Origin of the sequence: Bordetella trematum (genome assembly GCF_900078335.1) — a bacterium.
GTDB classification, from domain to species: Bacteria; Pseudomonadota; Gammaproteobacteria; order Burkholderiales; family Burkholderiaceae_B; genus Bordetella; species Bordetella trematum.
The window spans coordinates 205,618-226,066 of record NZ_FKBR01000012.1; the positions used below are offsets into that span (position 1 = coordinate 205,618).

At 67.9% G+C, this 20,449-nt stretch carries 17 protein-coding genes; 7 read left to right on the forward strand and 10 right to left on the reverse strand.

The annotated features are described in order from the left end of the window. Positions 1 to 550: cellulose biosynthesis protein BcsP (bcsP, locus tag A7V84_RS21430; protein ID WP_268874017.1), on the reverse strand; the 550-nt coding region annotated here is incomplete at its 3' end. 50 nt (positions 551 to 600) lie between these two features. Next, positions 601 to 1,056, reverse strand: a complete 456-nt coding sequence (gene bcsD, locus A7V84_RS06980) for a cellulose biosynthesis protein BcsD (protein WP_033534183.1) — start codon at positions 1,054 to 1,056, stop codon at positions 601 to 603. A 523-nt stretch (positions 1,057 to 1,579) separates the two neighbouring features. On the opposite strand from bcsD, the gene A7V84_RS06985 reads away from it, so the two are divergent. Then, complete coding sequence (locus A7V84_RS06985; RefSeq protein ID WP_033534182.1) at positions 1,580 to 2,998, forward strand: mannose-1-phosphate guanylyltransferase/mannose-6-phosphate isomerase; 1,419 nt, start codon at positions 1,580 to 1,582, stop codon at positions 2,996 to 2,998. A gap of 10 nt (positions 2,999 to 3,008) precedes the next feature. Further along, positions 3,009 to 4,430 carry an undecaprenyl-phosphate glucose phosphotransferase gene (locus A7V84_RS06990; protein WP_231886759.1) on the forward strand — a complete coding sequence of 474 codons (1,422 nt, stop codon included), beginning with the start codon at positions 3,009 to 3,011 and terminating at the stop codon, positions 4,428 to 4,430. A 6-nt stretch (positions 4,431 to 4,436) separates the two neighbouring features. Here A7V84_RS06990 and A7V84_RS06995 read toward each other — a convergent pair whose 3' ends face one another. Continuing rightward, the gene (locus A7V84_RS06995) at positions 4,437 to 5,723 is read right to left on the reverse strand and encodes a hypothetical protein (RefSeq protein ID WP_127070795.1); all 1,287 of its coding nucleotides are present in this window, start codon (positions 5,721 to 5,723) and stop codon (positions 4,437 to 4,439) included. Next, positions 5,720 to 6,481: a WecB/TagA/CpsF family glycosyltransferase gene (locus tag A7V84_RS07000; RefSeq protein WP_025518094.1), complete on the reverse strand. Its 762-nt coding sequence runs from the start codon at positions 6,479 to 6,481 to the stop codon at positions 5,720 to 5,722. The genes A7V84_RS06995 and A7V84_RS07000 overlap by 4 nt, the downstream gene beginning before the upstream one ends. Positions 6,482 to 6,749: 268 nt before the next feature. On the opposite strand from A7V84_RS07000, the gene A7V84_RS07005 reads away from it, so the two are divergent. The 5 genes from A7V84_RS07005 to A7V84_RS07025 are packed head-to-tail and all read left to right on the forward strand — an operon-like array spanning position 6,750 to position 12,267. Continuing rightward, complete coding sequence (locus tag A7V84_RS07005; protein WP_025518095.1) at positions 6,750 to 7,778, forward strand: SLBB domain-containing protein; 1,029 nt, start codon at positions 6,750 to 6,752, stop codon at positions 7,776 to 7,778. 5 nt (positions 7,779 to 7,783) lie between these two features. Further along, positions 7,784 to 8,560 carry an SGNH/GDSL hydrolase family protein gene (locus A7V84_RS07010; RefSeq protein WP_081695150.1) on the forward strand — a complete coding sequence of 259 codons (777 nt, stop codon included), beginning with the start codon at positions 7,784 to 7,786 and terminating at the stop codon, positions 8,558 to 8,560. 29 nt (positions 8,561 to 8,589) lie between these two features. Beyond that, the gene (locus A7V84_RS07015) at positions 8,590 to 10,242 is read left to right on the forward strand and encodes an FAD-dependent oxidoreductase (RefSeq protein ID WP_025518097.1); all 1,653 of its coding nucleotides are present in this window, start codon (positions 8,590 to 8,592) and stop codon (positions 10,240 to 10,242) included. A gap of 25 nt (positions 10,243 to 10,267) precedes the next feature. Then, positions 10,268 to 11,206, forward strand: coding sequence for an NAD-dependent epimerase/dehydratase family protein (locus A7V84_RS07020; protein WP_025518098.1), 939 nt, complete (start codon positions 10,268 to 10,270; stop codon positions 11,204 to 11,206). Further along, positions 11,203 to 12,267: a capsular biosynthesis protein gene (locus A7V84_RS07025; protein WP_231886760.1), complete on the forward strand. Its 1,065-nt coding sequence runs from the start codon at positions 11,203 to 11,205 to the stop codon at positions 12,265 to 12,267. The genes A7V84_RS07020 and A7V84_RS07025 overlap by 4 nt, the downstream gene beginning before the upstream one ends. Here the strand turns inward: A7V84_RS07025 and A7V84_RS07030 are convergent. From A7V84_RS07030 to A7V84_RS07055, 6 genes are read right to left on the reverse strand one after another with little or no spacing between them, the layout of a single operon-like run. Beyond that, positions 12,264 to 13,295, reverse strand: coding sequence for an acyltransferase family protein (locus tag A7V84_RS07030; protein WP_025518100.1), 1,032 nt, complete (start codon positions 13,293 to 13,295; stop codon positions 12,264 to 12,266). The genes A7V84_RS07025 and A7V84_RS07030 overlap by 4 nt on opposite strands. 49 nt (positions 13,296 to 13,344) lie before the next feature. Continuing rightward, the gene (locus A7V84_RS07035) at positions 13,345 to 14,640 is read right to left on the reverse strand and encodes a lipopolysaccharide biosynthesis protein (protein ID WP_063492018.1); all 1,296 of its coding nucleotides are present in this window, start codon (positions 14,638 to 14,640) and stop codon (positions 13,345 to 13,347) included. Beyond that, positions 14,637 to 15,827: a glycosyltransferase family 2 protein gene (locus A7V84_RS07040; protein ID WP_025518102.1), complete on the reverse strand. Its 1,191-nt coding sequence runs from the start codon at positions 15,825 to 15,827 to the stop codon at positions 14,637 to 14,639. Before A7V84_RS07040 ends, A7V84_RS07035 begins: the two co-directional genes overlap by 4 nt. A gap of 7 nt (positions 15,828 to 15,834) precedes the next feature. Next, positions 15,835 to 16,773, reverse strand: a complete 939-nt coding sequence (locus tag A7V84_RS07045; protein ID WP_025518104.1) for a glycosyltransferase family 2 protein — start codon at positions 16,771 to 16,773, stop codon at positions 15,835 to 15,837. Further along, positions 16,770 to 19,061 (reverse strand): hypothetical protein, encoded by a 2,292-nt coding sequence (locus A7V84_RS07050; protein ID WP_063492017.1) that lies wholly within the window; start codon positions 19,059 to 19,061, stop codon positions 16,770 to 16,772. The genes A7V84_RS07045 and A7V84_RS07050 overlap by 4 nt, the downstream gene beginning before the upstream one ends. Beyond that, on the reverse strand, positions 19,058 to 20,446 hold the full coding sequence (locus A7V84_RS07055; protein WP_025518107.1) for an O-antigen ligase family protein: 1,389 nt from the start codon (positions 20,444 to 20,446) through the stop codon (positions 19,058 to 19,060). Before A7V84_RS07055 ends, A7V84_RS07050 begins: the two co-directional genes overlap by 4 nt. Positions 20,447 to 20,449 lie beyond the last annotated feature (3 nt).

Here is a 20,449-nt window from a genome sequence, read left to right on the forward strand (position 1 = left end):
GCGCGGCAATCTCGACCACCGGCGCGGCTGCGGGCGTCGCGACGACGGCCGGCTCGAGCGCCACAGGCGCTTCGGGCACGGCAATCTCGACCACCGGCGCGGCTGCGGGCGTCGCGACGACGGCCGGCTCGACCGACGGGACGGCTGCGGGCGCGCTTTCGCGCGCGACGGAAACGGTTCCCGGCGCGATCTGCGGGGCCTCGCCCGGCTGCGCCTCCTGCGCGTCGGTCCACCAGCGATGCGTCGAGCCGGCGCCCAAGGCCGCTCCGCGCCGCAGGGGCGCGCCGTGGCCGCCGCTGACTGGCGGCAATGCAGCGGGCGCGGCGGACGTGCCGCCCGGTGGCCACGGCGCAGCCGGCACAGGCATCTCGGTGCGCCCTTCGTCGACCGACGGCGGCATCAACCCGGCATCGCCCGGCAACGCGCGATCGAACATGGGCCAGCGGTGGCGCGCGGCCTCGGCCTTCTCCTGCTCCGTTATTTCCCGGTACTCGCCCGGATCGCCCCCGAATTCTCGGTAGAGGCGGCTGATGTCGCTATCACCCTGCATGCCAAGCTCCTAGACCCCATGTCATCCGGCCGCGCGAGCGGCCAGGCTGCTCAACGACCAAACCGGAAAACGATCGTGCCGTCCTCGGACGGCGTCTGTTGCTGCGTCATACGCAACTGGTCATCGGCGCCCAGTTGGCGCATCCACAGCTCATAGGCTCCTTCCAGGAAACCCGTGCTCCAGGTCAGATGATCGGCTCCAAATGCTGCACGCAATGGTGCGCAGTAATGCGTCAGCGCCAGATGGTCGTCTGCCTCGCTGATTTCGACCCAGCCCCAATCCAGGGTGCGCCACAGCTGGTTGGCCGCCGTGCCCAGCTCTTCGATCGTGCCGGCCTGCGGCAACATATTCCCACTGGCAAAACGCTCGCCGGCGCGGCGCATCATCTGGCGCAAGCGTTGGGTGGTCAGATCCTGCGCCAACTCATGCGCAAACGCAGCCAGGGTGTCACGCCATTGATGGGCGCACAGACGGTCGTTCAGGTGGGAGAGAATGGCGCTATTCACGTTGTTCCTTCATTTCACTGGAAAGCAGTCGGCTGTTTTCTCGGGACGCAAAAAACCGCCCCGCATACCTGAAAATAGGCAGAGCGAGCAGCGTCACGCGCTGTCTGCCTTATTGAAAAAGGCAGAGCACGAACTGCTTTGAAAAATGCTAATGGGAGACGGCCGTTCTTGTGCGATACGCGAAACACAAGAAACGCCGCGAACAGTGTATTTCCGTGGCCCTGCATAGGGCAATCCGCAATTTGGCAAGGCGGAGCTGCGGGACGTTAGGCCGCATTCTTGGAGCATAACCTTGCTTCTCAGAGTGCGGCGAATAAATGTTGTCACATTATCCCGATCCACCGCTGGGCCCAAGTTTAGTATATTGACGCCTTAAATTAAAATATTCAGTCACCCGCATTAGTAACAAAGGTTACACCGTTCGGGCCGGCCTGGCCGCCATGCGCAAACCACCGGCGCCGCGTACCAACGGTTATGCGGGGGTCGCACCCGCGCTGTCGGCCGCAGATTGCAAGGACCTCAGATGTCGAGTTTGTCGCCAAAGCTGCGCCCAATAATGTTGGTCGGCGGCTCCGGCACCCGCTTGTGGCCACTTTCACGCAGCGCATACCCCAAACAGTTTCTGCCCTTGCTGGGCGAGGCCTCGCCGTTGCAGGCGACCTGCGAACGCGTCGCCGCCGTGCAATCCGAGGCGCCCATCTTCATCGCCAACGAAGCGCACCGCTTCCTGGTGGCCGAACAACTGCGCCAGATCGGCCTGAAAGCGCCGACGCTGCTGCTGGAGCCGGCCGGGCGCAATACCGCGCCGGCCATTGCGCTGGCCGCCCTGCTGGCCACGGCCCAAGGCGAAGACCCCCTGTTGCTGGTGCTGCCTTCGGATCACGCCATCGCCGACACGGCAGCCTTCCATGCCGCCGTGCGCCTGGCGCAGCCGGCTGCGGCAGCAGGCCGCCTGGTGACCTTCGGCGTCGTGCCGCAGTATGCCGAAACCGGCTACGGCTACATCCGCGCCGCGGCCCTCGAAGCGGGCGTGGCGCGCGTCCAAGCCTTTGTCGAGAAACCCGATCTGGCCACCGCCGAACAGTACCTGGCTAGCGGCCAGTACTACTGGAACAGCGGCATGTTCCTGTTTCGCGCCTCGCGCTATCTGCAGGCGCTGCAGGCGCAGCGCCCGGACATCCTGGCGGCCTGCCGCGCCGCCATGCAGCAACCGCGTCATGACGGCGATTTCGTGCGCGTGGACGAGGCCGCATTTCTCGCCTGCCCCTCCGAGTCGATTGACTACGCCGTGATGGAACACGACCCCGACGTCGCGATGGTGCCGCTGCAGGCCGGCTGGAGCGACATCGGTTCGTTCTCGTCGCTATGGCAGCTGGCGCCCAAGGATGCCTCGGGCAACGCCTTGCGCGGGGATGTCATCGCCGAAAGTTGCCGCAATGTCTATGCCTACGCCAACCACCGCCTGGTGGCGCTGCTCGGGCTGGAGGATGCGGTGGTGGTGGAAACGCCGGACGCCGTACTGGTGGCCGCGCGCGACAGAGTCCAGGACGTGCGCGACATCGTCGCCCGCCTGAACGACACCCGGCGCAGCGAAGCCCATGCCCATCGCCAGGTCTTCCGCCCCTGGGGCAGCTATGACGCCATCGACAACGGCCCGCGCTTTCAGGTCAAGCGCATTCGCGTGGCGCCCGGCGCCTGCCTGTCGCTGCAGATGCACCATCATCGCGCCGAGCACTGGATCGTGGTCAGCGGTACCGCGCGTGTCACACGCGGCGAGGAAACTTTCCTCCTGACCGAAAACCAGTCCACCTACATTCCGCTGGGTGTGAAGCATCGCCTGGAGAACCCCGGCGCCATCGATCTGGAATTGATTGAAGTACAGTCCGGCCCCTACCTGGGCGAAGACGACATCGTTCGTTTCGACGACGCCTACGGACGCTGACCTGCCCGACATGCTGACGCACGCCCCTCCCGCTCATCCCCAGCGTTCTTTCATGGCCCTGGCCGGCCTGGTCTGCGCGTTGACCAATGCCGGCAGTTTCCTGATCCTGGCGCATCTGCAGGGCGGCGACTCCGCTGCCCTGCAGACCTGGGTGCCTGCCCTGCTGGCCATCGCCGCCTTCATCACCTATGCCCGCTTCACGCTGCTGCTGAGCGCACGCAACATGTGGTGGATGCTGGGCCGGGGCATGGCGCGCTGGCTGCGCCTGCTGATCCTGGCGGTGGCCGCCCTGTTCTTTCTGCCCAGCAGCCTGATCGACACCGGCTGGCTGCGCCAGCTGCTGTTTCATTGGGCCCTGGCCGCGCTGCCGCTGCAGGTGGCCGCGCTCTATCTGCTGCGTCGCACGGCGCATCGCCTGAACAACGCAGCGGTCAACCGGAGAGCCGGCGTGTTTTTCGGCCTGGGTCCGCAGGCGCGCAAACTGGCCATGCGACTGGAACGCTCACCGATCCTGGGCATCCAGGTGGCCGGCTACTATGCCGATGCGCCGGTCGAGGACCGTGCCGGCGAAGGCGAAAGCATTCCGACCTATCTGGGCAGCTATGCCGACGCCCTGCCCTGCATCAGCGCCAATCGGGTCGACATGGCCTTCGTGGCCCTGGAAGACGGCCAGCCCCATCCCGTCAAGGTCGAGCTGATGAACCGGCTGTACGACTCCACCGCCGCCATCTATCTGCTGCCTGAGTCTCCCTTCCTGTCGGAACTCAATGCCACCAGTTCGGCGGTGGCCGGCGTGCCGCTGCTGGCTTTGCACGAAACCAATATGCTGGGGCTGTCGCGCGGCCTCAAGCGCGCCATGGATCTGGTGCTGGGCAGTCTGATGCTGCTGGCACTGGGGCCGCTGATGCTGGTGATCGCCATCGCCATCAAGCGCGACTCGCCCGGCCCGGTGATTTTCCGCCAGCAACGCTATGGCGAACGGGGCCGTCCCATCATCGTCTACAAGTTCCGTTCGATGCGCGCCGATGCCGGGCGCGAGGCAGACGGCACGCTGCGCCAGGCGCAGGTGGGCGACGACCGTGTCACACGCATCGGGCGCTTTCTGCGCAAGAGTTCGCTGGATGAGCTGCCGCAGCTGTTCAACGTGCTGGGCGGCTCGATGAGCCTGGTGGGACCGCGCCCGCACGCCGCCGAACACAATGAGATGTACCGTCGCCTGATCCAGGGCTACATGCTGCGCCACAGCGTCAAACCCGGCATCACCGGCTGGGCGCAGATCCACGGCCTGCGCGGCGAAACCGACACCCCCGACAAGATGGAGCAGCGCGTGCAATACGACCGCTACTACATCGCGCACTGGTCCCTGCGCCTGGATCTGAAGATCCTGGTGCGCACGGCCTTGCTCATGTTCTGGGACCGCAACGCCTATTGAGGCGTCTCAGGGCTCGGCGTTGATCGGATCGCACAGCGCCAGCTCGGGGCGACGCCACTGGCAGTCGGAGGGCTGCATGGAGCGGACCAGGCCCTCCCGGGCCCCCTTTCCGAAGGTGTACTCCAGGCCGACCCGCACGAAGTTCTGGGTGTAGCTGTCGGCCTGCCCGTTGCCTTGCTGACGGTCGCGGTAGACATCCGCCACCCAGCGCAGGTTGTCGTCGGCCTGCCACTGCACCCGCGCGCCCAGGCGCTGGATGTGCAGAACCTGATCGTTACCGCCGCTGTAGGCCGTGTTGCGCTGGCGGCCATACTCCACCCCCAGCTGGAAGGCTGTCTTGACCGTGGGCCGCCAGGTCAGCGAGGCCTGCCCGCCGGTGATCACGGCGTACAGCACCGAGGGATCGTCGTCATAGGCATAGGGCCGGCGCCAGAGCTGGAAGTCAAAACGCGTCTTGGGCGAATAATCCCAGGTGGCCCGACCCTCGAAAGTCAGCAGGCGCGTATCGCGATCGTCGAGGTGCTGGTAGCTGCGCTGCAGCACGCCCACCCGGCCCTGGAGCAGGGTCTTGGGGCTGTAGTCCCAGCGCGCGGCCACGAAGGCTTCATTGTCCGTGTACCGGTCATCGATGGTCGACACCAGATCCGGCGTGCGCTCGTAGTAATCGACATCGGTCTGGCGCAGGCCGGCCTGCGCGAAAGAACGGCCATAGCCCGCGTAACGGGCCGACAGTTGCCAGCCCTCGTCCTTGCGGTCGTACAGACGCTGGTTGATGCTCTGGTCGTAGTGCGTATCGTTGTGGAACACGCCCAGCACCGGCAGCGTGAGACTGTCGGTGACCCGCAGGCCCAGTTCGGCGGAACGGTTCTGGCGCGACTCCTGGTCACGCTCCGGCCAGGTGCGCCCGAGATTGGAGCTCAGGCTGCTCTGGTAGCCATATTGAAAACGCCCGCTCACCAGTTGTCCGGCGCGCCAGGGCAGCGCGGCGTTCAGCACACGGGGCTGATGATCGAGCTGCCGGTTGTTGCTGTAGCGTGCATCGGCCAGCATGCCGCCGGCCTCCAGGCGCGTGTCTTCGGACAACAGGGGCAGGCGCAGGCCCAGCCCGACCGAATTCACGCGCACCGTGTCGCTGCGGATGTCTTCGCTGGCAGCATCGGGCAGACGGGCCGGGTTGCTCTGGTGCTGCACCGAACTGCCCAGCTGCACGGCATAATCTGCCGGCCCCGGCGCGGCGGCGGCCGGCAGGCTGCAGAAGGCCAGACTGGCGACAGCCAGTTTGGCGCGAGTCATGGGGCGCGTCGCTGCGACCGCCATTGCCGCCAGCACAACACCAGAAAGCGGGGGTCGTCGACCAGATAGCGGCGCCACAGGCGGCGAGGATTGCTGGCCAGGCGCCACAGCCATTCCAGCCCGAAGCGCTGCATCCAGCCCGGCGCGCGGCGCTGCAGACCGATGGCGAACTCCATGGCCGCGCCCACGCACAACAGAATGCCGCCCGGCAGCGAAGCCGCGTAATGCAGGGCCCAGTTTTCCTGCTTGGGCATGCCCACGCACAGGAACACCACATCGGGCTGGCGCTCGCGCACCCGCTGCGCAAATGCCTGGCCCTCTTCACCAAGAGGGTCAAAGCGCATCGAGGGGCTGACGATATCGATGTCCAGGCCAGGGAAATACTGCGCGAAACGCGCCAGCAGCTCCGGTTCGCCGCCCGGCATGCCGCCCAGCAGCATGACCTTCCATTGACGACGCTGGGCCTGGCGGCAGAGCGCCACGAAAAGATCGGAGCCCGTCACGCGCTGCGGCAGCGCACGGCCCAGCAAGCGGCTGGCCCAAACCAGGGGCATGCCGTCGGCGAAGATGAAGTCGGCCGCGCGATAGCGCTCATGAAACTCGGGGGAGGCATCCAGGCGCACCACGTGGTCCACATTGGGTGTGACCACCACGCGGGCATGGCCGTCACGCCGCTCGGCGGCCTGCGACAGATGTTCCAGCGCGGTGTCAAAGGACACCGCGGCGATGTCCAGACCGAACAGACTCACACTGGGCATGGGCTCGACGTCAGTCGTCGAAGCGGGCCCGGGTACTTGCGAAGTACGTAGCAAGGATGGTCTCAATACGAAGGGCGGTATGCTTGGACTAGAATCGCGGGCTCATCCTCGCGATTACCTTGGCGATGCACGCCAGGAACGTCCGTATTGTATTTAAAATATGGGACGATGCGGCACCATGCCTGAACCAGGTGTAAGCGCAAGAATCACCAGCAGATCGGAGAACAATGTGGCGGGTCTGAAAAAAAGAATATCGGCGGCTGTGCTGATGACGGGTTTGCTGGCTGCGCGGGCCGCCTTTGCCCAGGATCTGCCCATCCCCGATCCGGTGGCGCCTGCGACGACGAGTCAGGAGGGCCTGGCGCCCCTGGCTCCGCTCGCGCCCCTGGCCCCGGCCCTGCCCTCGGCCAGCGACGGCGCGCCGCGCACGCCCACGCCCACCACCCGCGCCAAGATCGGCAGCGGCGATCGCGGCTCCGAACGCAACCTCGCAGGCAATCGGCTGCCCCAGGACGCTGCGCTGCTGATCGTGCCGGCGGTCGAGGACAACATTGAACAGGCCATCAGCGGCGCCATCGGCGCGGTGGGCCCGGGCGACACCCTGAACGTCAACATCATGGGCACCGGCGGATCGCAGGTGCGCGTGACCGTGGACGCCGATGGCCAGCTGGTCGTGCCCATGCTGGGCAAGGTGCAGGCCGGCGGCAAGACGCCTGCGGCGATCGGCCAGCAGATCGAGAAAGGCCTGCGCAGCAAGGGCTACATGGTGGATCCGCAAGTCGCCATCGAAGTCATCACCCTGCGCAGCCGCATCGTATCGGTGCTCGGTCAGGTCGAACGCCCCGGCCGCTACCCCCTGGAAGGACGCCTCTCGGTGCTGGAACTGCTGGCCATGGCCGGCGGCGCGGCGCCCGATGCCGGCGAGATCGCCACCGTGGTGCGCCGCAAGGGCGGCGGCAACGAACGGCTCAATCTGTACATGGGCAATCGCCAGTCTCCGTCCCGCCCCTTGCAGGACACCGAGCTCGAGCCGGGCGACGTGGTGTTCGTGCCCCAGGCGCCGCGCTTCTATGTGTATGGCGAAGTCGGCAAGCCGGGCGCCTACCCGATCGAGCAGGGCCTGAACGTGATGCGGGCGCTGGCGCTGGCCGGCGGCCTCACCCCGCGCGCCTCCGACAGCCGCATCGATCTCAATCGCACCGACGTGCTGACCGGCGAAGTCACCGAGAAGCGCGTCAAGCTCACCGACGCCATCCAGCCTGGCGACGTCCTTCACGTCAACGAACGCTTCTTCTGATGGCCATGCGCCCGCCTCTTCGCCTGACCCGGCGCCGCGCACTGCTGTGCGCCCTGGCGCTGGCGCCAGCCTGCCTGACCCTGCCCGCCCTGGCGGCCCAGCCCTATGCCGTGGTGATGGGCGACTCCATTGCCGAAGGCGAAATCGAACGCAAGGGCCGCCTGAACGTCCAGGGCCGCTTCGTGCCCGACTACCCTTCGCAGCCCGGGCAGCTGTCGCACGAGCTGGCCGCCTACTCCGGGGTATTCCATTTCAACCACGGCATCGGCGGACAGACCTCCTCGCAGGTGCGGGCGCGCTGGCCGCGCGATGTGCTGGCCCGGCAATTCGATCCCGGTGACGGCCGCGGCCCACGCACCCTGCCCGAAGGCACCCGGCCCGACCTGGTCTATCTGCATGCAGGCATCAACGACATTGCCATGGCGCAGCTGCCCTTGCAGGTCATGCAGGACAACTTTCGCTACTTTGCGCAATCTGCAGCCGACCACGGCATCGTGCTGGTGATCGACAACGTTGGCGCCTACCTGGGCATGACCGACGCCATGGCGGCCCAGGCGCGCGCCTTCAATGACTGGCTGCGCAACGAGCTCGCGCCGGCGTATCCGAACGTGCGCATCGTCGACTACCTGGACTGGTCCAGCGGCGGCACCCAGGATTTCCTCAAACTGGCTCCGGGCCGCTTCGCCGATGGCGTGCACCCCTCGGCGCAGGGTTATGCGGACTTCGCGCGCTACGTCCACGACACGCTTGAACTGCCTGCCGGCAGCCCCGTACGCTATTGAGAAGCCGGCCCCGGGCCGGCCACGACACCATGATTCTGGACGCGAATTCGATTCCGAACGGCTCGGTGCTGGAGGCCGACCTGTGCATCATCGGCGCCGGCGCAGCCGGCATCACGCTGGCCCTGGCCTTGCAGGACAGCGGCCTGGACGTGTTGCTGATCGAGAGCGGCGGGCATGGCGATGACGCCGCGACCCAGGCGCTCTACGAAGGCAGCGTGGCCGACGAGAAGCTGCACAGCGCTCCGGATCGCTATCGTCAGCGCCGCATGGGCGGCTCGACCACCATCTGGGGCGGGCGCTGCATGCCGTTTGATCCGATCGACTTCGAGGCGCGCGACTACATCGCCCACAGCGGCTGGCCCATCGGGCCCCAGGCGCTGCAGGATTATTATCCGCGCGCCAACCAGCTGTGCGAGGCGGGCGACTTCGCCTATACCGTGCAGACCGCTTTCGATCATCCGGTCAGGCCGATGATCGGCGGTTTCGACAGCGCGGCCTTCTCGACCGATACGCTCGAACGCTTCAGTTGCCCGACCGACTTCAGCCGTCGCTACGCCCAGGCGCTGGCCGCCGGCCCGCTGCGCGTGCTGCAACATGCCAATCTGTGCCGTCTGGACAGCGGCGAAACGGGCCAGCCGGCCGGCCCGGCCCATGTGCGCACCCTGGCCGGCGTGGCGTTCACGGTGCGCGCCCGCGCCTATGTGCTGGCCGCCGGCGGCCTGGAAACCGCGCGCCTGCTGCTGGCCAGCCCGGGCGCCAGCGGCCGTGGCCTGGGCAACGCCCATGATGTCGTGGGCCGCTACTACATGTGCCATCTGGCCGGCACCATCGGCGAGGTGGATCTGGCCCCGGCGAGCTCGGTCTGGCACGGCTACGAGATCAGCGACGAAGGCGTCTATTGCCGCCGCCGGCTGGCCCTGCGCCCCCAGGCGCAGCGCGAACTGCAGGCCGGCAACTTCGTGGCCCGTCTGCACCATCCGCGCATTCCCGACCCCGGGCACGGCAACGGCATTCTGTCGGCGCTGTACCTGGCTCGTCCGATCGTGCCCTATGAGTATGCCAAGCGGCTCTATGGCGACACCCCCTCCAGCCCGGGCCTGTGGCTGCGCCACCTGCGCAATGTCCTGCTGGGGGTGCCGGCGACCGCGGCCTTTCTGTGGCACTGGCTGACCCGGCGCACACTGGCAGAACGCAAGTTCCCATCCATCATCGTGCATCCGCGCAACCGCCGCTACAGCCTGGATTTCCATGCCGAGCAGGAGCCCAACCCCGACAGCCGCGTGACCCTGGGCGAGGCGCGCGATGCGCTCGGCGTGCCGAAGCTGCACGTCGACTGGCGCTACACGGCGCGCGACGTCGCCACGGTGCAAAGCGCGCTGGCTGCCCTGGCACAGGCCTTGCGCGACAGCGGCGTGGGCCGTTTCGACTATGATCCTGCCTTGGTGGAAGCGGAAATGACGCGCTACGGCGCCTATGGGGGGCATCATATCGGCACCGCCCGCATGGGTCGCGATCCACGCAGCAGCGTGGTCGACGCGGATTGTCGCGTCCACGAAACCAGCAATCTTTACGTCGCCGGCTCGGCCGTGTTTCCCACGTCCAGCCAGGCGAATCCCACCTTGACCATTGTCGCCCTGGCCTTGCGCCTGGCCGCGCACCTGCGCGCGCGCCTGCGGGCCTGAGGCGGCCCGGGGGACACGCTGAACGATGAAACAGACGATTTTGGTATTGGGCGCAGGCGGCTATGTGGGCCGCCGGGTGGTGGCGGCGCTGGCCGCCAGCGATTGGGCCGAACCCGTTGCTGCCCTGCGCCGCGCAGGCGCGCCCGGTCCGGTACGCCAGGTCGTGCTCGACGCCACTGACGGCGCCGCCCTGCAACAGGCCCTGCAACAGGCCGACGCCGTGGTCAACTGCGTGGCCGGCGCGCCCGACACCATGGTCAATGGCGCGCGTGCGCTGGCCCGGGCCCTGGCCGGGCTGCCAGCCCGACGCCTGGTGCACTTCAGTTCCATGGCCGTCTATGGCGATGCGCGCGGCCCGGTCGACGAAGACCATCCGCTGGCCAGCGGGCTGGCCGGCTACGGCGGCGCCAAGGCACAGGCCGAACAGATCCTGGCGGCCCATGCCGATCGGGTGGTGCTGCGCCCGGGCTGTATCTACGGCCCCGACAGCCCCCAATGGAGCACCCGCATCGCCCGCCTGCTGCGCGCGCGCCGCATCGGCGATCTTGGCGCCGGTGGCGACGGCTGCAGCAATCTGGTCTATATCGACGATGTGGTGGCGGCGGTGCTGGCGGGCCTGCGCGGCCCCGCGACGGGCGCGTTCAACCTCGCCATGGACGACGCCCCCGACTGGAACGGCTACTTTCTCGCCTACGCGCGGGCCCTGGGCGCGGTGCCCGTGCGCCGCATCGGCGCACGTCGCCTGAAAATCGAGACCCACCTGCTGGCGCCCGCGCTCAAGATCGCCGAAATCGGCCTGCGCCGGGTGGGGCTTAAGGTGCCGCCGCCCATCCCGCCTTCACTGGCACGCCTGTGGCGCCAGGACATCCGTCTGCTCGGCGCGCGCGCCCGCGAGCAACTGGGGCTGCACTGGACCCCGCTGCAGGCCGGCCTGGCCGCCACCGTAGCCGGCGCACGTCCATGACGCGCCGCCCTCCGCATCCCTCGCAACCCATTCCGCAAGGAGGCAATACCTTGGGCTACCCCTATCGCGTCGCCGCGCAGATCAGCATGTATCCCATGGACTACCCCCATGCGGCCTTGCTGCTGCCGCACCAGATCCGTGTCTGGGCGCCGATGGTCGACCGCATCGTGGTCACCATCGACACCCATCGCAGCCGCACGGGGCGCTATCGCGGCAATCACTTCGAGGAGTACCGCGACAAGCTGCTCGCGCTGGCGCGCGAGCTGCAACGCGACACCCCCCAGCTTGAGGTGATCGAGGTCGATTACAGCGATCGCGCCCGGCACGACGTGGCCCAGTCCTTCTTTGGCCTGGACGACATCCCGGTCAAGGCCTGGGACGGCGGGCCCTTTTACGCCTACTTTTATGGCATGCACCACAGCCAGGCCCGCTACATCGTGCACTTCGATGGCGACATGCTGTTTGGCGGCGGCAGCCACCGCTGGGTGGAAGAAGCCATCGCCTTCACCGAAGATGATCCGTCCGTCTTGCTGACCGGCCCCTTCCCCGGCCCTCCGGCGGCGGACGCCGTCATCCACGGCCACGGCCTGCCCGAGCCGCAGCGCATCGAGGTGGCCGGGGCGCCGGCCTATCGCTTCCAGACGGCCAGCACGCGCATTTTCATGCTCGATATGGAACGCCTGCGCGAGACCCTCGGCGTGCTGCCGCTGCTGCCGCCCGGCCCCGTGCAACGTCTCAAGTCCCATGTGCTCGGGCATCCCCCGCTGGCGCGCGAGGCCGAGGTCATCCTGGGGGAAGTGCTGCGCATGCACGGCCTGTACCGGGTGGACCTGCTGGGCTCGGGCCCTGGCCTGTGGTCGCTGCACCCGCCCTATCGGGGCGCAGCATTCTATCGCCAGCTGCCCGAGGTGATCGCCGCCGTGGAGGCCGGCACGCTGCCTGCCGCGCAATGCGGCCACTACGATATCCACGACAGCGTGATCGACTGGTCGGATCAGCGCGCCGCCACGCGTCGCCACAAACGCTGGCTGCGCATGGCCAAGGACCGCCTGCGCCGCTAGGCGGCCGCCTGAACCCGCGGCTTTCTGAAGAAGTTGATAAGCGGGCGCTCCAGCCACTGATAGACCAGCAGGCCGACGATGCTGCAGGCCAGCACGCCGGCCACGCAGAACAGCACCTGCCCTCCGGGCAGACTGTCCAGATGCAGGCGCCGCCATCCCTGGCTCAGGGCCGACAGCACGAAGGCATGCGACAGATACAGCGAGTAGGAGGCGTCGCCCAGTTTGTGCAGCCATCGCATCGGCGGCAGGCCGCCGAAACGTTCGAGCATGATGGCGCCCACCACGATCGCCATGGCCGGCAACCCCATGGTGAGCGGTCGCGAAGCGCCCGGAAAATACCAGGCCAGGATGCCAAAGGCGGCAAACCCGCCCAGCACCAGCAGCCAGGCCAGCGCCGCCGAGCCGCCGCGCGAATCTCGCAGAAACCACGCTCCCACCGCCATGCCGAACAGGAACTCCAGCACGATATCGGAGGTGTAGACCTGCAGGATGGGCGTCTGGTCGGTGGCAACGAACCAGCCTATCAGGCACATTCCCAGCAGCACTGCCGTGGTGGCGGCAAAGCGCCAGGCAATGGGCAGCAGCAGCGCCAGGCCGAAGATGACGTAATACAGCATCTCGTAGTTCAGCGTCCAGCCCACCGTGAGCACCGGTTCGATATGGCCAGCCGGATTGGGCGCCATGATGAAGAAGTACGAGGCGATCACATGGCCCAGGCCGAAGCGCGTAGTCTGCAACAGCTGCGGCGCCACCAGCATGACCCCCACGGCCACCGAGGTCAGCGCCCAGTAAAGCGGGATGATGCGCACCGCGCGGCGGCGGTAGAACTCCAGCACGCCGACCTTCTTGCCCCGCGTGGTGATCCACATCAAGAAGCCGCTGAGCACGAAGAAAATATCGACGCCGGCAGCCATCCAGTGCGGCCAATAGCCCTGAAACCCCATGCGCTCAAGCTGGGGATGCAGGTGCACCAGCACCACCATCATGGCGGCCACGCCGCGTAAATACTGTATCGAGAGAATATCCATAAACCACCGTCCGGCGCGGCCGGCCCTGGCCGCCGCGCGCGCTATCCTGTCACTCGGCCCGTGCCGCTTCGGGCCGGGCCGGCCCCTGCCGATCGGCGCGCGCTTCGCGCCAGGCCAGCCACCCCACCACCACGCCGTAACACGCCTCGCCGGCCACGATGCCGATCGCCGCGCCTACCGGCCCCCAGGCCAGCATGCCGGCGTAGCTGACGCCCAGCGCCAGCAAGGCGCAGATCAGCGCCGATCCGCTCAGCACCCGGAAGCGCTGGCGCACCACCAGCAACATCATCACCGGCTCGCGCAGCACCATCAGCACGAACAGGGCGATCCACCACAGCAGCAAGGCATCGCGCTGAGCGAAATCCTTGCGCATGACATCCAGGAAAATCCACTCGCGCAGCCACCACAGCACCGCGCCGAAGAGCAAGGTGAACAGCGCCAACCCGAGGGAGAACAGCAACAGGCGACGCAGCGTGCGATCGGCGCCCTGGGCATGCACCCAGCCGGAGGCGAGCGGCGCGAGCTGCTTCTGCAGGCCCGCCAGCAAGAGATTGATCGGCATCAGCGTCAGGCGCGTGGCCGCCAGCGCCGCCACCGCCGCTAGGTCCAGCGTGGCGGCAGTCAGGAAGTTGTAGCCCTGATTGAACAGCCAGTAGATCACCCCGCCCGACGCCGCCCAGAAGCCGACCCGCGCGATCTCGCGCAGACGGCCCGGCGCGGCCCGCGCGTCGATCTCGTCGCCCAGGCGGCGGCGCAGCAATGCCGCGCACACCAGCGCCGCCAGCGCGCCGGCCAGCAACGCGGCGCTGGCCGGCTGTCCGCCCTGCACCGCCAGCCCCACCCCGCCCAGCAGCATGAGCACATAGACCACATCGGCGGCCAGAACCTGCTGCGGACGTTGATACATCAGGAGAATGCCACGCAGATATTCCCGATACAGCGCGGCCAGGATCAGCAGCAGCGCCGCAGCGGCGACCGCTGCGGTCTGGGCCGACAACAGCCCCAGCGCCCAGCCACCGGCGATCCCCGCCAGCGCCAGGGGCCCGGCCCGGGCTGCCAGGCGCAACTGGTCGCGCAGCAGGCTGCCCATCCATTGGCGGCGCGCCGCCGCGTCGAGCGAAGGCAGGCGCACCACGACGGGCGTGCCGATGAAGGTGCCCTGCAAGGTAGTCAGCAGCATCATGGCGTTGAAGGCCAGGATGTAATAGCCGTACTGGGTTTCAGAGGCATAGCGGATGAGCAGCAGGCCGGCGGCCAGGTTGGCCGCCGAGAGCATGGCCTGATCGATGATGGCGCTGCCGAACAGGCGCGCCAGGGCCGTGGTCGAGCCGCGCCGCTGGTTCACCGCGAATCCCGTTCGGTCTTGATCCAGTGCTTGTTGCGCCGGTTGCGCAGCAGCACGTAGAGCTTCCACAACACGAAGAACGGCGCACGCGCCAGATCCAGCAGGGCGCGCGGCCCCAGAGGGGAAAGCTGCCAGCCGCGCAACACATGCAGCGCCAGCACCGCCAGCAGGCCCAGCGCCAGCGCCGGCCAGGCCCACAGCCCGGCCGCCGGCAGCAGCAGCGCGGCCACCCCGCCCGCCATCCCCAACGCCACGATCTGCAGCACGATGTAGCCCAAGGGCAAGGTCAGCAGGTCGATGGCCAGTTCCAGGCAGATCCAGCTGGGCTGGCGCAGCGCCTGCCCCAGCAGACGCCCCACATAGGCGCGCACCACGGCCAGACGGCCGCCCTCCCAGCGCTGGCGCTGGCTGCGCGAACCGCGCTCGGAGGCGATCAGCTCGGCATCGGCGCTGGCCTCGTCGATGTACACCACGCGATAGCCGCGCAGGCCCAGCACGATGCCGTACTCCAGGTCTTCCGTCATCGAGTGGATATTGAAAGGCACCTCGCGCAGCAGCGCATGGGTCATGCACATGCCGTTGCCCCGCAGGCCGCAGGAGGCTCGCAGACGCTCGCGCGCGCGGCCGCGCACCGCATGGAAAGCCCCGTAGGCCATGGTGATCAGGCGGGTACGCCACGAGTCGTTGGGATTGAGCACCCCGTAGTGGACCTGCATCACCTCGGCGCCGGCCTCGATGCGCGCGGCATAGGCAGACAGCAGATTGGGCGTGACCTCGGTGTCCGCATCGATCACCGCCACCGCCTGGGCGAAACCATCGGCGGCGCTGCACGCAATTCCGTACTCCAGCGCATAGCCCTTGCCGCGCCGCACGTCATCCTGGCGCTCGATCACCCGCGCGCCGGCGGCCCGCGCCAGCGCCGCGGTGTCGTCGCTGCAGTTGTCGGCGATGACCACGATGCGAAAGTGTTCGCGCGGCCAGTCCACGGCCGCCAGGCTGCGCACGGTACGCTCGATCACGGCGGTTTCGTTGTGCGCCGGCACCAGAATGTCGAATCGCAACGTACGCTCGCGCGGCCGGGGACGCGGCAACCGTGCCGACAGCAGGGTCAGCACGCCGAGATAGAGCGTGGCCAGCGTCACGGGAAAGGCCACGATGGCCAGAATCAGGTGCAGGAAGATCGCCATGGCAGCCTCAAGCGTACTCTTGGTAATGCCCGCCCCACAGGGTGGACAGTTTTCCGTAGTTGGCCCAGGCACGCGCCAGCCAGTGCACCGCGCGATGGCGCCCCACCGGCCAGGTGATCGCGGCCAACCCGCCTGCGACCAGCATCTGCAGCAGCGCGCGGCCGAAGAAAAGCAAGCTGCGTCCCAGGTTGGGTTGCACCCCCAGCCGTCCATGGCGGAAATGAATGGCGAAATCCTGGCCGCCGCGCAGGGCCCGGCGCAGGATCCAGCCCGTCTTCAGACGGCTGTCCGGCACCGGCTCGGTCACCTCGGCTTCGTCGCACCAGACCAGGCGCACGCCCTGGTTGATCAGGCGCATCAGCAGATCGCCGTCTTCGCCCCCGCTCAGGCCCAGCGCCGGATCGAACACCGGGTCCAGGCCCTCCAGGCGATCGGCGCGCAGCAACACGTTGCCCATGCGCATGGCATGGTGCGGCACCAGCGTGCCCGTCTTGAAACGCGCCCAGTCATAGAATGTGCCGCGGCGGACCCAGGCCGGCGCATGCTCCGGCACCTCGGCCAGCACCGGCGCCAGCACCCCATGGGCGCGGAAATCGCGCGCCGTGGCGCGCAGTCGCTCCAGCCAATAGGGCGGCGCGCGCTCGTCATCGTCCAGAAAGGCCAGCCACTCGCCGGTGGCCAGCGCCACCGTCATGTTGCGCGTGAGCGAAATATTCTTCTCCGGCTGCAAGGCATAATCGACCTGCACCCCGCGGGCCACGAAGGCCGGCCGCATCTTCAGCATCACCGCTTCGGCGCTGCCCTGGGCGTCGTTGTCGACCACCACCAGTTGCACCGGCATGAGCGTCTGCGCCAGCAGATCCTCCAGCAGGGCCTGCAATTGATCAAGCCGCCGATAGGTGGCGATGCAGACCGAGATACGGCCGGGATAGTCGGGCGCACTCATGGCGTTTCCTCGAAAACCAATTCATACCAGGGGCTGGCGTCGGCATCACGGGCCTGCACGCGCACCTGCGCGCCGGCCGCATCCTGACTGACATCGCCGGGGGGCAGCGCTGGCCGGCGGCGGCCCTGACCATCCAGCGGGTAAACCGCCAGGCGGCCTGCGCGCGCGCCCAGGCCCAGGGTCGCCGGGCTGCGCCGCAACCATACGGGAGCCACGGTGGCCATCGGCGCCGAGGGTCCCCCGGCCGCTGCCGACGGCGCCAGGGTCAACCAGCCGGCCTGCCCGCGATAGGCCGCCCGCGCCTGCGGGCGAGGCGGATGCGAGCCCGGCACGGAACCGCTCGTGTCATTGCCCAGGCCAAGCAAGAGGTGGCGCGAGCGCGCCAGCGGCTGGCCATCGAGCGCAGTCAGCATGACACTGGCGGCAGCCGGGCCGCCCGGCTCGAACTGCATCCAGATCGCCTCCGAGCCGATCCGTGCAGTGCCGGTCGCGCCGAACAGGCCCCACAGTCTGGGCGCATCCAAGACCACCCTCCCGGACTCGTGACGCAACACGCCATCGGCGCTGACGCGCCGCGGCGGCGCGGGCGGCAAGGACGCCGGCGTAGGGGCGGGTTGCAGATCGAGAGCGAGACGGCCGGCAAGGGCCAGGCTGGGAGAGATACTCAAGGCCTCGCCCAGGGCCACGGCAATGGCGTCGAAACGCCGCTCGGCCCCCAGCGCCAGGCGCGTCTGCGGACCAGCCGGCACGTCGATCGCCGCGGCCAGCGGCGCCAGCAGCGGCTCGCGGAACAGGCGGGCGCTCTGGCCGGCCAGCGCCAGCCGCCCCCAGTCGCCGCTGAGCGTGAAGCGGGCCGGCGCACGCGGCAGCGTCGCGCTGTCGCTGTAATCGAAGTAGAACAAGCCATCCCAGTCCTGCAGCGCCCCCACGGCGCTCATCAGTGGCAGGATCTCCGCGCCACGCGGATTGGGAAAGGGTTGATTGAACTCGCTCACCACGAAAGGCCGCGCGCGGTCACGGCGCAGCGACAGCGCCAGCACCCGGTCGAACTCCTGCCCGCTGGCGCTGATATCGGCGATGCGCCAGTCCTGCTCGCCCCGGATATCCGGATGGGCCACGTAGAAGTGTTCGTCGATATAGTCCATCGAGGCCTGCGAATCGAAGTTCAGCAAGCCTCCATAAGCCATCTGCGTGCCGGTGACCGGCACCGGCATCCCCGCAGCCTCGCGCACCACCGCGCGCAGACGATCGAAATAGGCCCGGTCGGTGGCGGCCAGAAAGCGCAGGAAGTCCTCCTCGCGCCGGTTGCCCGCCTCGGACTGGCCAAACCAGTCATTCCAGCGCCGGGCCACGCCGGCGCGCAATTGCGCCAGACCCGTGGCATGTGCGCTGGCCTGGCCCGGCATGGGCAATTGCGCCGCGCCGGCTTCGCCATCGGGGCATCCGCCCCAGGCCTCGCAAGCCTGCCGCAGCGAGCCGTACTGCGCCAGCAACCAGTCCTGCCATCGCTGCCGCAACTGCGGAGCATAGGCCGACGGCACCGCCGAAGCCCAGTCCGTCCCCAGCCAGGAAGCCAGCAGGGATGACTCATTGTTGATCTCGACCATGGCCAGCGCCGGATTGTCGCGCAGGCCCAGGCGCTCGATCAGCGTGCGCGCATACGTTTCCTGGCGTGCCAGCAACCGCGGGTCATAGAGATGGATCGGCGCGCTGAGCGCCGGCCGGTCCTGCCCGCCGTCCAGTTCCGGCAGGCCATCGACGCGCGGGCGGAAGCGATAGCCGACATGCAGATTCAGGTTGACGTACAGCCCTTCGGCGGCCAGCGCCCCGATCAGCCCGCGCAGACGTGTCACCGCCTCGTCGCTGAACGTGGGGAAGGGGCCGCTGGTCAGGATGCTGATCGGCGCGTCCGGGAAGTCCGAAGGCAGGGAGTCCAGATGGTGCAGACGCACCGCGTTCATCCCCAGCTTGCGCAGATCGCGGGCCAGGTCGCGCGCCTGGGCCGGCTCCGGGAAATTGGCGCCGAAGCTCAGGTTGACGCCGAACAGACGCAGCCGTTCATCGTCGGCGGTACCGCCGCGGCCGTCGTCGCCGACGCGGTAGAAATGCCCGTCGCGCGCCACCAGCCGGTCGGACGGCCCCAGAGCGCGGTTGAGATCCGCCACATCGGGAGGACCGCCCAGGCCCGCCAGGTCGATCTCGAAAGGAAACAGTGCCGCTGGCGCGGCACCCGCCGCCCCGGCGGCCGCCAGCATCCAGGCTGCCGCCGCGCGCCGCCATAGCGTCATGCCCCGGCCCTCCGCTGCGAGACGAAACGCGGCGCAGTCGGCCGGGGAGGCTGCGCCGCCAGCTCCGCTGCGCGCCGCTGGGCGCGCACCGACGCCAGACGTCCGCTGATGGCCAGCGAAGAATAGATGAACAGGATGTTCTGGAAGGACGTGTCGCGCAGGATCTGGGTTTCCGAGATATTGCTCACCAGGATGATGAACAGGATCGCCAGGTGCATGGCGGCGTCTTCACGGTCGATGCGGAACAGTTTCACGATCCCGGTCACATGCCAGAGCAGGCAGCCGATGAACAGCGCCATCCCCACCTCGCCCATGTCCAGCAGAATGTCCAGGTAGCCGTTGTGCCCGTGGGCCGGCACCCAGCCCAGCTTGTCGATGATGAACTGGGCCGGCCCGCCCTCGCCGGTCCAGAATGCGCCGTAGCCGGTACCCAGCAAGGGCCGCTGATCGATGGCGATCTCCATCATGTCCCAGATCTCGCCACGTCCGGTCAGGTCGCTGCTCTTGTTGAAAAGCGCGGTCACCGGGCCGACGATATCGCCCACGCCAGGCATGCGCCCGGCCACCACGAAAAACAGCAGCACCGCATACAACAGGGCCAGCAGCGCCGCCAGCACCACGATCTGCCCGGCATGGCGTCCGCCGAACAGGCGGTGACGCGTCATCATGTACAGGCCGGCGCCCAGGGTGGTCACGAGAATGGAGGTCGCGCTCTTGGACATGACCATCATGAAGGCGCAGAACAGCATGCCCAGGAAGGTCAGCCCCCGGTGGTGGGGGTTCATGAGCCACTCGCGCAGCCACAGCAGGGCCGCCACCCCGGCGATCGCACCCATCACGTTTTTCTGCCAGGTGATGCCGCGCCAGGCATTGCCCAGAAAGCTATCCACCCCCACCCGCGGCACGAAAATCACCACCAGGAAAGACACCAGCAGAATGAAAGTGAACGTGCCCATGACGACACGCAGAAACTGACGCGGCTCGCTGATGGGCGGCGCGACCGCCAGGCCGATCAGCACCAGGCCGGCGAAAATCACCGTGCGCTTGATGGTGATGCTGGGATAGAGCGACCACGTCATGCTCAGCAGGCAATAGGCCACCAGCAACAGCAGGAACAGGTTGGCGGCGCGCAGATTGCGCCAGGCCGTGCTCAGATGACGCCAGACCATCACGGCCGCGCCCAGAAACAACGAGCCGTACTGCACCTGGCGCAGCATCGAGCCTTGCGTGATGGTGTGGTTGGCCTCCGGCCCCAGCTCGTTCATCGACAGCGTATCGGGCACGATGGCGAACAGCAGGCTCAAGCCGATCAGCAGCCATACCGCCCAGCGCTCGCCCCGGCTCTGGCCGTCGGCAAAAGGGGGGCTGGATGAAAGCGGCCTCATGCG